General features: G+C 61.7%; 10 protein-coding genes and 1 pseudogene. 5 read left to right on the forward strand and 6 right to left on the reverse strand.

Going from position 1 to position 15,367, the window contains the following annotated elements; translation table 11 throughout:
- Window positions 1–78: 78 nt before the first annotated feature.
- From ACNA0J_RS29045 to risA, 5 genes are all read right to left on the reverse strand, one after another.
- Window positions 79–351: hypothetical protein (locus tag ACNA0J_RS29045; protein ID WP_415822475.1), on the reverse strand; the 273-nt coding region annotated here is incomplete at its 5' end.
- Window positions 352–808: 457 nt separating this feature from the next.
- Window positions 809–1,327: a carboxymuconolactone decarboxylase family protein gene (locus ACNA0J_RS29050; RefSeq protein WP_094821451.1), complete on the reverse strand. Its 519-nt coding sequence runs from the start codon at window positions 1,325–1,327 to the stop codon at window positions 809–811.
- Window positions 1,328–1,381: 54 nt separating this feature from the next.
- Entirely contained in the window at window positions 1,382–1,930 is a 549-nt protein-coding gene (locus ACNA0J_RS29055; RefSeq protein ID WP_415808391.1) for a peroxiredoxin, read from the reverse strand.
- A 69-nt stretch (window positions 1,931–1,999) separates the two neighbouring features.
- On the reverse strand, window positions 2,000–3,394 hold the full coding sequence (gene risS, locus ACNA0J_RS29060) for a sensor histidine kinase RisS (RefSeq protein WP_460490253.1): 1,395 nt from the start codon (window positions 3,392–3,394) through the stop codon (window positions 2,000–2,002).
- 34 nt (window positions 3,395–3,428) lie between these two features.
- Window positions 3,429–4,163, reverse strand: coding sequence for a response regulator transcription factor RisA (gene risA / locus ACNA0J_RS29065; protein WP_094821448.1), 735 nt, complete (start codon window positions 4,161–4,163; stop codon window positions 3,429–3,431).
- A 133-nt stretch (window positions 4,164–4,296) separates the two neighbouring features.
- On the opposite strand from risA, the gene tsaB reads away from it, so the two are divergent.
- On the forward strand, window positions 4,297–5,625 hold the full coding sequence (gene tsaB, locus ACNA0J_RS29070) for a tRNA (adenosine(37)-N6)-threonylcarbamoyltransferase complex dimerization subunit type 1 TsaB (RefSeq protein ID WP_415822479.1): 1,329 nt from the start codon (window positions 4,297–4,299) through the stop codon (window positions 5,623–5,625).
- Between the two features lie 485 nt (window positions 5,626–6,110).
- Window positions 6,111–6,704, forward strand: a pseudogene (locus ACNA0J_RS29075) (uracil-DNA glycosylase); the annotation flags it as partial.
- Window positions 6,705–6,847: 143 nt separating this feature from the next.
- On the opposite strand, the gene lplT reads toward ACNA0J_RS29075, so the two are convergent.
- A complete protein-coding gene (lplT, locus tag ACNA0J_RS29080) occupies window positions 6,848–8,158 on the reverse strand; it encodes a lysophospholipid transporter LplT (RefSeq protein ID WP_415822481.1) in 1,311 nt (436 codons plus the stop codon).
- 261 nt (window positions 8,159–8,419) lie between these two features.
- On the opposite strand from lplT, the gene smc reads away from it, so the two are divergent.
- Genes smc through ligA form a run of 3 tightly spaced genes read left to right on the forward strand, consistent with a single transcriptional unit; the run spans window position 8,420 to window position 15,167 of the window.
- The gene (smc, locus tag ACNA0J_RS29085) at window positions 8,420–11,950 is read left to right on the forward strand and encodes a chromosome segregation protein SMC (protein WP_415822482.1); all 3,531 of its coding nucleotides are present in this window, start codon (window positions 8,420–8,422) and stop codon (window positions 11,948–11,950) included.
- Between the two features lie 44 nt (window positions 11,951–11,994).
- Entirely contained in the window at window positions 11,995–13,068 is a 1,074-nt protein-coding gene (locus ACNA0J_RS29090; protein WP_415822483.1) for a cell division protein ZipA C-terminal FtsZ-binding domain-containing protein, read from the forward strand.
- Entirely contained in the window at window positions 13,068–15,167 is a 2,100-nt protein-coding gene (gene ligA, locus ACNA0J_RS29095; protein ID WP_415822485.1) for an NAD-dependent DNA ligase LigA, read from the forward strand. Before ACNA0J_RS29090 ends, ligA begins: the two co-directional genes overlap by 1 nt.
- The last annotated feature ends 200 nt before the right edge of the window (window positions 15,168–15,367 follow it).

Consider the following 15,367-nt stretch of genomic DNA (forward strand, 5'->3'; position numbering starts at 1 on the left):
CGTAGGGGCCGGACGCAGCGTCCGCTCCACTCGACTTTGAGGCGCCCGGCCGGGCCGATTGCCTCGGCTCGACTGGCATCAATTAGAATTCTCTGCATCGCTGGCATGGCTTTCTTGCTTGGCGTTTTTCTGCAGCCGCATTGGTAAAGAGAAAGATCTTGCGGTGCTGCTTTCGGAGGACGCCCAGCGCGTCCCCCTCAAGCGATCGGTCCGGGCATGCGGTAGGGGTGGCGTGGTGCCTGGTTGGAGGATCTGCTTGGCTGCGTTTGATGCTTGCGGCGATGATGCGTAGGGCACTTTTTTTGGCGGCGTATCCATAGCATGTCTGTGCTCTGGGTCAGAGTTCATCGCNGNGGACGTGATTTGCGCTCACCATGAGCGCGCTATAACGAGTGCCATGCGTGGCATTACGTCAATGNGACTCGAGAGATCTTTTGTCNNGNAACGGTGCCACAGCCTGTGCATGCCCATCCCGAACGCGATTTTCGGGGGTGCAGGGCACCCGAAAATCGCAGCCCTGCAAGATCTTTCTCTTCCCCCAGNCTGATGCAGAAAAACGCCAAGCANGAAAGCCGTGCCAGCGATGTGATGAGCTTGAGTTACTGCGAGTCGATGCGGGGCAGTGGCCGCGTGGGGGCGCCTCGTGGCCGAGTGGAGCGGACACCGTAGGGAGCGCGAAGGCGCGGACGAGGTNAGCGAACACGGTGTCCGGCGCGCAGGGCGCCGGACCGGCCACGTGAAGCCCCCACGCGGCCACTGCCCCGCATCGACGTCCATAAGTACTACTACTAAACACCCTACAGCAAAATCACTTCCCTTGCGCCGCCAACGACAACGCCGCAGCATTCACCACAGCCGCAATCCTCCCCACATCCCGCAACTGCTCCACACTGAACCCATCTTTCTTCAGATTCTCATAGTGCGACTGCACGCAGAAATGGCATTTGCCGATGATAGAAGCCGCCAAGGCAAACAGCTCAAAGCGTTTCTTATCTACCCCACCATGCGTCGCATATGCATTCATACGCAATTGAGCCGGCAGGCTTTTGAGTTGATCGTCGCCGGTCATCTCAACGTAGGGATACCAGATATTGTTCATGCCCATCAACGCCGAGGCCGTCAGTGCGGCATTGGCGTCGGTTTCCGACAGGCCGCTTTTGAACGCCTCGATCAGCACGGGGCTGCGCGCCGCAAAGGCGGCCGACAGCGCTGCGCCTACGGCGTCTTCCGGGGCCAGCGTCGAGCGAGCAATCACGCCGTCCAGATTCAGGCGAATGTCTTTGGCCCAATCCGGCAGTTGTTCCTTGATGGCTGAGATGAATTCCATAGTTTTTACCTATAATCTGGATCAGGAAAAGCCCGGCAGGGCCGGGCTGAGAAATTACAGCGTTGCGCCGCCAACCGTACGGTTGCAAGGGCACAGCTCATCGGTTTGCAGACCGTCGAGCAAACGCAGGATTTCTTCGGGGTTGCGACCCACGTTCAGGTTGTTGACCGACACGTGCTGGATGGTGTTGTCCGGGTCGACGATGAAGGTAGCGCGCAGAGCCACGCCAGCTTCTTTGTCACGGATGCCCAGTTGGTCGATCAGCGAGCCGGTGACGTCGCCGAATTGGTAGTGACCCAGCTTGTTCAGGTCCGGATGCTCACGGCGCCATGCCAGCTTTACGAACTCGTTGTCCACCGAACCGCCCAACAGAACGGCGTCGCGGTCTGCGAAGTCGTTGGCCAGTTTGTTGAAACCGACGATTTCGGTCGGGCACACGAACGTGAAGTCTTTCGGGTAGAAGTAGATGATTTTCCACTTACCGGGAAAGGAGCTTTCGGTGATGTCTTCGAACGCCGAAACACCGTTTTCTTCGTGCTGATTGAAGCCAGGCTTGACACCGGCAACCTTGAAGGGCTCGAGTTTATCGCCAACAGTTTTCATGAATGCTCCCGTAAGTTGTTGGGTGGAATGAAGGCACACAGTATCGCGTGCTAAGACCCAAATTTTACGCTATTGGCTATCGCTGTCTAATTGATAATTTCTAAATCGAGCTTTGGGAATCTCTATCCGTGCGGTCAATCCGCCGCCCTGGCGTTCCAGCATTTTCAATGACCCGCCTACGTGTTTGAGCAAGCGTTCAACAATGGCCAAGCCCAAGCCCGCCCCACTGACGCCAGTGCGGGCAGCTTCGCCCCGTGAAAAGGGACGGAGCAGGCGATCGACGTCATCGGGGGCGATGCCCGGCCCGCGGTCAGAGACCTCGATGATCAGCGAGCCGCCTTCGCTATGCAGGCTCATGATGAGATGAGCCTGGCCGTCGGCAGAGCGGCCGTAGCGGCGCGCATTTTCGATGAGGTTACTGACGACGCGCCTGAGGTCCAGGGCCGTTACGCGGGCGTGCAGGTCGGGTTCGATGAACGCGTCAAGATTACCGCCCAATGAGGCGGTATGGCTGCGCTCGCGTTCATATAGCTCTGCGAGGACTTCAGAGATATTCGTGGCGACTTGGGGCAGCGTGCCCGCGGGGCGGGCATATTCCATGAGCTGGCCGATGCTGTGATCGATTTGCCCCAGGTCATCGTCGATCGCCTGGCGCGCATCCTCGGATACGCCGCTCATTTCGATCTCGAGCCGCATACGGGCCAACGGGGTGCGCAAATCATGCGAGATCCCTGCCAGCATGAGTTCGCGATCGGCTTCGGCTTGCCGGAGGTCTTTTGCCATCCGGTTAAACGAGGCGTTGAGATCCCGGATCTCCAGCGGGCCATTTTCGGGCAGGGAGGCAGGCGTTTCGCCACGAGACAATACCTGCGCGGCCCGCGCTAATCGGGAGAGCGGCCGGTTGACAAAGCCTACGCTGACGGCAGCCCCCACGAGAGAGAGCAGCAGGGCGGTCGCACCCCAGCCCAGCCATTCTATACCGCCCGTCAGGCCGATTTGTTCGCGTTCGAAGACCAGCCAATACAGGTCCTGATTGATCTGGAAACTGACCCAGAAGCCCGGGACTTGATTGACGCCCCACATGATCTGGGTTTCGGGGCCAAAGCGGGTACGTATATGCTGAGCGACACGTTGCCAGTAGTCGTCTTCGGGCAAGGCCTCGGTGAAATCCGTGACCTCGCGAGGATAGACCTGAATCCCCTCGTTGGTGGCCAGATCCAGCAGCAGCTTGCTGCGCTCGGTGTCGTCGGAATAGATCAGCGCCGTGCGGGTGATATTGACGGCCGTAATGACCCGTTGCGCCATTTGGTTGGCGCGCGGGCCTAGTTCCATACTGAAGAAAACCTGCAGCCATGCCCCGAGGCTCACGAGCATCAGGGCTGCCAGCAGCAAAAACGTGCGGCCGAACAGCCCTAACCTGAGTCGTGAGGTCAGGTTGCGGAGGATCCTGCGTACACCGGGCACAAGACGTCGTGCTTGTCGAGATCCTTTGGGACGATCAGCTGCCGCCATCCGGAACGAAGACGTAGCCCAGACCCCAGACCGTCTGGATGAAGACCGGCTTGGACGGGTTGGGTTCGATCAGCTTGCGCAAACGCGAGATTTGCACGTCCAGACTGCGATCGAAGGCTTCGTATTCGCGGCCGCGGGCCAATTCCATCAGCTTGTCACGCGACAGCGGGATCTTGGGGTGACGCGCAAAGACCTTGAGCACGGAGAATTCGCCCGTGGTGATGGGGACTTGTTCGTTGTTGCGCGTGAGCGTACGGGTCGACAGATTGAGGGTATACGGTCCAAACGCGATGGACTCGTTTTCCTGGCTGGGAGCCCCGGGATGTTCTTCGGTGCCCCGGCGGCGCAGGATGGCGTTGATACGAGCCAACAGCTCGCGGGGGTTGAAGGGCTTGGACAGATAGTCGTCAGCGCCCATTTCGAGGCCGACGATGCGGTCGATTTCCTCGGCCTTGGCTGTCAGCATGATGATGGGGGTATTGTCGTGACCACCGCGCAGGCGGCGGCAGATCGACAGACCGTCTTCACCGGGCAGCATCAAGTCCAGAACGAGCAGGTCAAAATGCTCGCGCTGCCAGAGCTTGCCCATTTCTTTGGCGTCTTCGGCGACAAAGACGTTGAATCCTTGTTCCGACAAGTACCTGCGCAGCAGATCGCGCAGGCGAGGATCGTCATCGACGACGAGAATTTTGCGGACGGGATTGGTGTTTTGCGTATTCATGGCCGGAAATGTAACAGTGACAAGAATCAACGGCTAGTGGGTATTCACAAGATATTACACATTGCGCATTAAGGTTGAAATCCCCCCCTTGGTCCTAGAAGGGGGTTCTTGGGATTTCGTACAATCTCCCCCTATGAATTTGAACCTGTTGGCCCTCGAAACCTCCTCCTCGCGTTGCGGGGTGGCCCTTTTGCGCGAAACCGATGCCGGCTGCACGGTTTCCGTGCTGGAACACGAAGGCGCCCAGGAACACGCCGAGCGATTGCTGCCGATGGCGGGACAGCTCCTGGAGCAGGCGGGGCTCACGCCGGACGATCTGGACGCGATTGCGTTCGGCCAGGGGCCTGGCGGCTTTACGGGCTTGCGGGTGGCTTGCGGCGTTGCTCAGGGGATGGGTTTGGCGCTGGGGATACCCGTCGTGCCCGTCGTGTCTCATCTGGCCGTGGCGTACGAAACCGGCGCTCAACCGGGCGACAGGGTGCTGGTGGCGCTGGATGCACGGATGAACGAGGTCTATCTGGCCGTCTACGCTTATGGGGCAGACAGCAAGCGTCCCTGGCTGACCTTGCAGGCTCCCATGCTGATCGCCGCGGACGAGGCGGTGCCATGGGTGGCGCATCATCTGCCGTCATGGGCGACCAATGACCAGAATGGGCGGCTGGGCCATGGCTTGGCCGGAGGGCTGGTTGACGGTCTGGCGGGGGGCTTGGTCGGAGGATTGATGGCTTCGCCTGGGACAATGCCACTCCGTTTGGCAGGCGATGCCTGGGACGTTTACGCGGCCGAGATGGCGCCGCCTGCAAATTGGCGGCGCAACGCTGCCTCCCGGCCGCAGGCCAGCGCCGTGGCGCATTTGGCGCGGCAGGCATGGTTGCGTGGCGAGGCTGCGGCTCCCGAGTTGGCTGCACCCCTGTATGTGCGAGACAAAATTGCCTTCACCACGGCAGAACGTGAGCGCGGTCTGGGTGGCAACCCCAAGGCCGCACCCGCCTGGCCCGCACCCGTGCTTGAACCCATGGCCGAGACGGATGTGGAGGCTGTGGCCGATTTGGAGGCCAGTTTGCAGGCGTTCCCATGGACGCGAGGCAATTTTGCCGATGCATTGGCATCCGGGTACGAGGCCTGCGTGTTGCGCCAGGGCGGTAACGTTGTCGGGTTCTGCTTGGTGATGCTGGCGCCTGATGTGGCGCATTTGCTGGTGATAGGCGTGTCTCGCGCACAGCATCGCCACGGATTCGGCAGCGTGCTGCTGGGGTGGTGCGAGCAAATCGCGCGGCAACACGATTTACCTGCCGTGATGCTGGAGGTTCGCCCGTCCAACACCTCGGCACTGGCATTCTATGAAAAATGCGGTTTTCGGCGTATCGGGGTGCGGCGCGGCTATTATCCTACGGGTAAGGGACAGCGCGAGGACGCCTTGGTGATGCAGAAAATGCTGGTGAGCGAGGGATCGTCGCAATGACGCAGGTGCTTGACGACCTGGCACATACGGCCGACGGTGTCGCGCTGGAGGCTCCCCGCATCAATGCGCTGCAAAAGCTTTGGCTGCGCGAAATCGGTATTGAGAAAACGTGGCTAAAAGCCGCAGATCCGCTGCCAGGATCGGCGGCGTCGACGGCCTCGGCGCAGGCGGCTGAATCAGACCCCGATGCGGGCGCACGCCAAGGCCCAGCGGCGCAGGCGAGAGACGCGCTGCGGGCAGGGGGGCACGCCGATACCGTCGGTGGCCCAGCGACTCGCTCGGGTGCCGCAGTCGGCGCCGGCCATCCCGATGCAGACGGAGCCGCGGATGCTCCTGGCGCAGCGGGCCACCGTGGCGTGGCAGCGCCTGTTGCCGGCGCTGCTTCGACTGCTGGGGCGTCCGCGCAGAGCGAACGTGGTGGCACACCCGTGCGGCCTGTGTCGGCGCCGACCCGTCCAACAGCAGGCGCGGCGCCCGCGGCGCGNGCGCCGACCCCTGTGGCAGAACCCGTTGTCGCCGCGACCGATTTCGACGCTTTGCGCGAGCAAGTCCAGCAGTGCACTGCCTGCGGCCTGTGCCAGGGGCGCCGCCATGCCGTTTTCGGCATGGGAGCTCGTCCTGCGCGCTGGATGGTTGTGGGCGAGGCGCCGGGCGAACAAGAGGACCGTCAGGGCCTGCCTTTCGTGGGGCGCTCTGGTCAACTGCTGGACGCGATGTTGAGCGCCGTGGGGATGAGCCGCGAAAAAGACGTCTTTATCGCTAACGTGATCAAGTGCCGGCCTCCGGGCAATCGCAATCCCAAGCCCGAGGAAATCGCCGCGTGCAGTCCCTATCTGAAGCGCCAGATCGAGCTGATTCGGCCAGAGCGGATTCTGGTGTTGGGCCGTTTTGCCGCCCAGACACTGTTGGGAACGGATGCCACGATAGGCAGTTTGCGTGGGCGCCAGCATGTGTGGACCATGGACGATGGGCACCGTATCCCCGTCGTGGTCAGTTATCACCCAGCGTATTTGCTGCGCAGCCCGGTCGAAAAGGCGCGCGCCTGGCAGGATCTGCAGCTTGCGGTGGCGCTGACCTGATCACGGCGCAGCCCTTAAGGCTGGACGAGTTCAGCGAGGCAACGGCGCGAGGCCGAGTGCCACGCTACACAGACGCCGCCCAGGATAATTGCCGTGGCGATCAAATGAGCGCCCAACAGCACGGGCGCTCATCGCTCAGGCGTTCAGTGCTGCTTGATCGCGTGGCCGTGCCCCTCTTGGCCGATTTGTTCGTGCAATGCGGGATTCGCATTGAGGTTGCGGCGGCTCCAGCGCATGAACAACACCATCAGGATGGCAACCAGCACGCCAAACAGCACGATAATGACGTTGATGGGCATTTCCAGCCACAGCATCAGTGTATAAATCGCCACCATCAACAGGATGTTGAGCTGTTCGTTGAAGTTTTGCACGGCGATAGAGTGGCCGGCCGATAACAGGACATGTCCCCGGTGCTGCAGCAGCGCATTCATGGGTACGACAAAGAATCCGGCCAGCCCGCCGGTCAAGAGCAGCACGCCATACACCGCCCACGTACTCTGCACCAGAGGCATGAGCAGCACTACCAGACCCATCAGCGCGCCGACGGGTAAAACACATAGGGCTTTGCGCAGGGGAATACGTCCCGCCAGAATCGAACCTACGACGGTGCCGACGGCTGCGACGCCCATCAGCATTGAGGCCTCGTCGAGCCTATAGCCCAAATGCTGCCGTCCCCACTCGATCACGATCAACTGCAGGACCGCACCGGCTCCCCAAAACAGGGTGGTGACGGCCAGGGAAATCTGGCCCAGTTTGTCTTGCCACAGGACGCGGACATAGCTGGCAAAGACGCGTGTGAGCTTGATGGGGTTTTTCTGCTGCGGCGGGTAGCGCACATGGGTGTTCGGGATCAGCAGATTGCAGAGCGCGGCCAGCAGATAGACGCAGGCGATGACCAGAATGGCGGCTTCGGCGGGGGTTTGCACCCATTTGCCGATGAGGTGGTGATCGAGCAGCACGGTCGAGGCGGCCGGAGAAATCAGCACGCCTCCCAGTACTGTGCCCAGAATGATGGAGAACACCGTCAGGCCTTCGATCCAGCTATTGCCCTTGACCAGCATCTCCGGGGGCAGCATTTCGGTCACGATGCCGTATTTCGCGGGCGAGTAGGCGGCCGCGCCGACGCCGACCAGGCCATAGGCCACACAGACCAGATAGGTCTGGTATTCATCGGGAATGCCCAGGTTGGCATAGAGGAACATCAGCAGGCAGCCGGAGACCTTGAGGGCATTGGTAGCGAACATCACCCGCCCTTTGGGGAACGAGTCAGCGACGGCGCCGACAAAGGCCGCCAGCACCACGTACGACAGTGCGAACGACCATTTCATCAGCGGCGCCATCCAGTCTGGGCCATGTAATTCCAGAATCAAGGCGATCGCCGCGATGAACAGCGCATTGTCCGCCAGAGACGAGAAGGCCTGAGCGGCCATGACCAGATAAAACCCGCGTTTCAAAAGAGAGTCCCCGGTGGCTGCCGGCAAACCGGCAGCGGTAAAAAATCTGTTTCGGATGAAAAAAAAGTGTCAGCGAGTATAGCGTCTGACGTGTGGATGAGGGGATTTGCGTCGTTTTCAGCGTGGGGCGGCAACGGCCTGGGGTATCATACGAGCCACACTAGATTCGCCATTCTACGGTCCCCGAGGGGCCGGTTCGCTATTCGTAGGGCAGGTCTGTTCAACGCATTCGTTTAACCCCACCCGTCCATTCATCGTACTGTGCGCCTGACTCAACTAAAACTCGCCGGATTCAAATCGTTCGTCGACCCCACTGTGATTCCCGTACCCAGTCAGCTGGTGGGGGTCGTGGGTCCTAATGGCTGCGGCAAATCCAACATTATCGATGCCGTCAGATGGGTATTGGGCGAGGCCAAGGCCTCCGAGTTGCGTGGCGAATCCATGCAGGACGTGATTTTCAACGGCTCGGGTCATCGCAAACCTGCCGCGCGTGCATCCGTCGAAATGGTGTTCGACAATAGCGAGGGCCGCGCCGCGGGCCAATGGAGCGCTTATTCCGAGATCGCGGTGCGCCGCGTGCTCACGCGCGACGGCACCAGCAGTTACTACGTCAACAACCAGCAGGTACGCCGCCGCGATATCCACGATATTTTTCTGGGTACCGGCCTGGGCGCACGTGGGTACGCCATCATCGGTCAGGGCATGATCAACCGCCTGATCGAGGCGCGCCCCGAGGAATTGCGGGTGTTCCTCGAAGAAGCCGCCGGTGTCTCGCGCTACAAAGAACGCCGCCGTGAAACCGAAAATCGCCTTTCGGATACTAGGGAAAACCTGACCCGCGTCGAAGACATTCTGCGCGAATTGGGGTCGCAGCTGGAAAAACTCGAGGCGCAGGCCGAGGTCGCCCGCCAATACCGCGAGCTGCAGGCCGACGGCGAGAAAAAACAATTTGCGCTCTGGCTCTTGAAAGAAACCGGTGCACGCGATGAGCGTCAGCGGAAGAACCAGGACATGGCGCAGGCCCAGACCAACCTCGAGGCGGCCGTCGCGGGGCTGCGTGCGGGTGAGCTCGAGCTGGAATCGCGCCGCCAGGCCCACTATGCGGCCAGTGATGCCGTGCACACTGCCCAGGGGCAGCTCTACGAAGCCAACGCGCAGGTCAGCCGCCTGGAGGCGGAGATCCGCCACGTAGTCGATTCGCGCAACCGCCTGCAGGCGCGGCGGGATCAACTGCAGCAGCAGATCGCCGAATGGGAAACCCAGCAAGCCCACTGTGTCGAGCAGATCGCCCAGGCCGAGGAAGACTTGGCCGCCAGCGCTGCTCGTACCGAAGAAGCCCGTGCGCTGGCCGAAGACGCCCAGGCCAGTCTGCCCTCAACGGAATCGCGGGTGCGCGATGCCGCGGCTGCGCGCGACGAGATGCGTGGGGCATTGGCTCGTGTCGAACAGAATCTGGCCCTGGCAGCGCAGACGCAACGCGATGCCGATCGCCAACTGCAGAACCTGGAGCAGCGCCGCGAGCGCCTGCAGCAGGAATTACGCGAATTACACACCCCGGATCTCGCCAGGCTGGAACAATTGGCGGGCGACCGTGCGGTGGGCGAGGACCAACTCGAAGAAGCCCAGCAACAGCTTTCCGACCTGGAGGCCCAAGTCCCGGAGGCCGACGCCGAACGCGGCCGCGCACAGACAGCCGCCCAGCAAGACGCCCAGACCCTGGCCCGCCTCGAGGCTCGCTTGGCCGCGTTGGTCAAGCTGCAGGAAGACGTCCAGAAGCAAGGCGCGCTAGAGCCTTGGCTGGCCAAGCATGAGCTGACCGGCCTGGCACGGCTGTGGCAAAAGCTGCATATCGAGCCCGGTTGGGAAAACGCCCTGGAAGCCGTTCTGCGCGAGCGCATGGCCGCCATGGAGGTGCGCAACCTCGACTGGTCGCGAGCCTTTGCCGAGGACGCACCGCCCGCGCGCCTGGCGTTCTATCAGGTTCCGGCCGCGGCGCCGGCACCGGCTGCGCCCGCAGGGTTGACACCCTTGGCGAGCTTGTTGCGCATTACCGATCCGGACCTGCGCACCTTGCTGAACGACTGGCTGCGTAACGTCTATACCGCTGCCGACATGGGCCAGGCGCTGGCTGCTCGTGCGGCACTGCCCCCCGGTGCAGCGTGCGTGGTGCAGGCCGGGCATCTGGTTGATGCGCATAGCGTGCGGTTCTATGCTCCCGATTCCGAGCAGGCGGGCATGCTTGCCCGCCAGCAGGAAATCGAAAACCTGCAGCGCGAGATCAAGGCGCATCAGCTGATAGCAGACCAGGCGCGAGCCGCTGTGGCACGCGCCGAGACCGCATGGCAACAGGTGTCGCAGGCCATTACGCCGGCGCGCCAGCGCGTGGCTGAGGTGACTCGCAGGGTGCACGACATCCAGCTCGAACACTCGCGTTTGCAACAGCAGGCCGAACAATCGGGTGAACGGGCGACACGCCTGCGCCAGGATTTGGAGGAAATCGCCTCCCACGAAGAAGACCTGCGTGCGACGCGCGAGGAGGCCGAAGCACGCTTCGAAACGCTGGACCAGGAATTGGGCGAGCACCAGTCGCGTTTTGCCGATGCCGAGATGGAGGGCGAAGATCTCGCCGCTCGAGCCGAGGCCGCACGCGCCAAATTGCGCGAACTCGAGCGCGCGGCCCAGGAGGCTGAGTTTGCCGAGCGCGGCGTGCAATCCCGTATCGCGGATCTGCAGCGCAATCGCCAGTTGGCGATCGATCAGAGCCAGCGCGGGGCCGTCGAGCTCGAACAGCTGCAGGTCGAGTTGGCGGAGTTCGACGCGTCTGCGTCGCAAGCTGGCTTGCAAGACGCACTCGAGGCACGCGCCGAACGCGAAGAAGCCCTGACCCGGGCGCGCCAGGAACTCGACAATCTGTCGGCCCTGTTGCGCGGCGCCGACGAAGAGCGCATGCAACAAGAGCGTGCGCTGGAGCCTCTGCGCGCACGTATTACCGAACTGCAATTGCAAGAGCAGGCCGCGCGTCTGGCCGAAGAACAATTCACCGAGCAACTGAATGCGCGTGAGGTAGACCGCGAGACGCTGGCCCGGGAATTGGCCGATCGCCCCGATGAGTGGCGCCGTGCCAACTGGCTGCAATCCGAAGTCGGCCGTATTTCACGTCAAATCGATTCGCTGGGTTCCGTGAATCTGGCCGCGTTGGATGAGCTCAACGCCTCGCGCGAACGCAAGGAGTTTCTCGACTCCCAGCAACAGGATTTGTTGACCGCGATCGATACCCTCGAAGACGCCATCCGCAAAATCGATCGCGAAACGCGCGAGCTGCTGCAGGCGACGTTCGATACGGTCAACGGTCACTTTGGCGAACTGTTCCCACGGCTGTTCGGGGGCGGTGAGGCCAAGCTGACGATGACCGGCGACGAAATCCTGGATGCGGGCGTGCAGGTCATGGCGCAACCACCGGGCAAACGAAACAGCACGATTCATTTGTTATCGGGTGGTGAAAAAGCGCTGACCGCTACGGCACTGGTGTTCGCGTTGTTCAAACTGAACCCTGCTCCGTTCTGCCTGCTGGACGAGGTGGACGCACCGCTGGATGACGCCAATACCGAGCGCTACGCCAACCTGGTGAGCAACATGAGCGAGCAGACGCAGTTCCTGTTCATCTCGCATAACAAGATCGCGATGCAAATGGCCAAACAATTGGTTGGCGTTACCATGCAAGAACAAGGGGTTTCGCGTATCGTTGCTGTTGATATTGATTCGGCCGTGCAAATGGCCTCCGAAGCCGCATAACCACTACAACGGAAGGGCGCTGCCTCGCAGCGCAGGATTGACACATGAGCGACTTGCAGATTGGGCTGATTGTCCTGGGTGTACTGCTGATACTGCTGGTATTGGGATTCAACTGGTGGCAAGACCGCCGTGCGCGCAGTCGTATGCAAGCGCGTTTTCCTGCTTCCGAGCAAGATCCTTTATTCGGCGCCAACGAGGCTGCCGGGCGTACCGCTGCTCCTGAGGCACAGCGCCGTGAGCCTGGCATGGGGGTAGGGCAGGCGCCGGCCCAAGCTGCGGCTGCGGTTGCAGCGGCGCCAAGCAATGACCTGGATGACACCGAAGAGCCCGATCCCGCTTGTGAAATCGTGATCGAAGTCCAATTTAGCGAACCTGTGCGCGGAGCCGATTTATTGGCCGCGGTGCAGGACCTGCATCAGGCTGGCCGTAAACCGGTGCGCCTTTTTGCGTCCACCGATCGTGGCCGTCATCGTGCCCGTATTCATCCCGAAGAGTCCTATGCATCGTTGCAGCTGGCTGTGTTGCTCGCCAATCGCAGCGGCCCGCTGACTGCCATCGAATGGTCGCAGGCCTGGGCGCGTGCGCAAGACCTCGCCGATCGTTTCGAAGCGACAATCGAAGGCCCGGACCAGCAAGTGGTGTTGGATCGTGCAGGCAAGCTCGACACGCTTTGCGCCTCGCTCGATGCGCAAGTCGGTTTGACGCTGTTGATGGGGGCTCCGCGAGCCACTGCCGAGGTTATCGGTGTAGCGCGCGAGTTGGGTTTTGCCGTGGATGGCGCACGCCTGGCGTGGCTGGCCGATAACGGCGTGGCGCGTTTTACCCTGTCGCGCAGTGACGGCGCAGGTTTCGACGACGGTATGGCGGTGGTGGATCGTCTGGTGCTGTTGCTGGATGTGCCGTGCAGCCCCGAAGACCCGCGCGCATTTGGCCGCATGGTCGATGTGGGTCGTGACCTGGCCCGGCGTTTACAGGCAGAGCTGGTCGACGATCAAGGCAAATCCGTCGTCGATGGCATGGAAACAGGTATCGACGAGCAATTGCAAAAGCTGTTCCAGCAATTGGACCAAGCCGGCTTGCCTGCAGGCAGTGAGCGTGCACAACGGGTGTTTGCCTGATGGCTGAGCACGCCAGCGCCACCCAGGCGGCGCAGCGGGCCGCCGAGTTGCGCCATGAGATCGAACAGCACAATGTGCACTACTACGTGCAGGATGCGCCCGCGATATCAGATGCCGACTATGACGCGCTCATGCGTGAACTGGTCAAACTGGAAACAGAACACCCCGAGTTAGTCACCCCTGAGTCGCCCACCCAACGCGTGGGCGCGGCGCCTTTGGCCGCATTTGGCAGCGTACAACATGCCGTGCCGATGTTGTCCTTGGGCAATGCCTTCGAGGCCGAGGATGTCCAGGCGTTTGACCGTCGCGTGTCCGACACCCTGCGTGGGGCAGGTCTGTTGCGCCTCGATCAATCTCCGGAATACTTCTGTGAGTTGAAATTCGACGGCTTGGCTATTAGCTTGCGCTACGAGGACGGTGTGCTCGTCCAGGCGGCGACACGCGGAGACGGCCAGACCGGCGAGGACGTAACGGCTAACGTGCGCACGATTCGCGTTGTACCTTTGCGCTTGAAAGGCGCGGCTCCCCGTGTGCTGGAAGTGCGCGGCGAGGTGCTGATGAATCGCTCCGACTTCGAACGTTTGAATCGTACTCAGGCAGCGCGTGATGAAAAGGTTTTCGTCAATCCGCGTAACGCGGCGGCGGGCAGCCTGCGGCAATTAGACCCGCGCATCACGGCCCAGCGTCCCCTGCGGTTCTTTGCCTATAGTTGGGGCGAGGTCCACGGTTTGCCGGGCACGCAACCCGGTTTGTTCGAGGAACCCACCGGCAATGCGCGCCAGCAATCCACGCTGCCGCATGATTCGCATGGCGCGATGCTGAGCTGGTTGGCCGAATTGGGCCTGCCCGTCAACACGCAATACAACAAACGCGTCACCGGCGCCGAAGGGCTGCTGGCGTTTTACGAACAAGTCGGTCGCGAGCGGCCGGGCTTACCGTATGACATCGATGGCGTGGTCTACAAGGTCGATTCCCTGGCGGCGCAAAAGGTGCTGGGCTTTGTCGCACGTGCGCCGCGTTTTGCTGTAGCGCACAAGTTTCCCGCCGAAGAAGCCACGACGCGACTACTGGATATCGAAGTGCAGGTGGGGCGTACCGGCGCCATCACGCCGGTGGCGCGATTGCAGCCTGTTTTTGTGGGCGGCGTCACGGTCACCAATGCGACGCTGCACAATGAGGATGAAATCCGCCGCAAAGACGTGCGCATCGGTGACACGGTCGTTGTGCGCCGCGCTGGCGACGTGATTCCCGAGGTCGTGGGCCCGGTGCTGACCCAACGGCCGCAGGATGTGCGCGAGTTTGTCATGCCGACTCGCTGCCCCGTCTGCGATTCGGCGATCGAGCGCACAGAAGACGAGGCGATTGCCCGCTGCACGGGTGGCTTATTCTGCGCTGCGCAGCGCAAACAAACTCTCTGGCATGCGGCGGGACGCAAAGCGCTGGACATTGATGGCCTGGGAGAAAAGCTGGTCGATCAATTGGTCGAAAGCGGGCGCGTCAAGTCGTTGGCTGATTTGTACAGCCTGACGGCATTTGAATTGGCCGCTCTCGACCGCATGGGCAAAAAGTCTGCCGAAAACCTGGTGGCAGCGATCGACAAGGCGCGTACGCCTACGCTGGGGCGTCTGTTGTTTGCACTGGGCATTCGTCATGTAGGCGAGACCACGGCTCGCGATGTGGCCCGTCATTTCGGCAGCATCGAGGCCATCATGGATGCGGACGAGGAAGCCTTGTCTGGTGCGCCCGATGTCGGTCCTGTCGTTGCCGGTTCGATTCGGCGCTTTTTCGCCGAGCCGCATAATCGTGAAATCATCGAGCTGCTCAAGGCCCAGGGCGTGCATGCGGTTGCCGAATCAGGGCCTGAGGGCAATGCGCTGGCAGGCAAGACGTTTGTCTTGACCGGCACCATGCCTACATGGACGCGTGACGAGGCGACTCGGTACATCCTGGCGGCGGGGGGTAAAGTCAGTGGTTCGGTCTCGAAGAAAACCGCTTATGTGGTGGCGGGGGAAGAGGCTGGCAGCAAGCTCACCAAGGCGCAGGAATTGGGCGTGACGGTGCTGGATGAGGATGGGTTGAAGGCTCTGTTGGGCGTTTGATTTTGATCTGATCCCGTTTCGAGGCAAAAAATGCTCCCTGGGGGCAGCAGGCTGAAGGCGTAGCGTGTGGGCCTTTTGGGATGCCGGGGTTGCTGTCTGTGGCATGCGTAGTGCGGAGTTCTTTTGGCGCAGGAGGTCGGCGTGTAAAAGCCCCGCCGGGCCTATCGCCGCGACTCGGCCCATGAGCAGGGGCCTCGGCC

Source organism: Bordetella tumbae, assembly GCF_965139195.1.
GTDB lineage: Bacteria > Pseudomonadota > Gammaproteobacteria > Burkholderiales > Burkholderiaceae_B > Bordetella_A > Bordetella_A tumbae.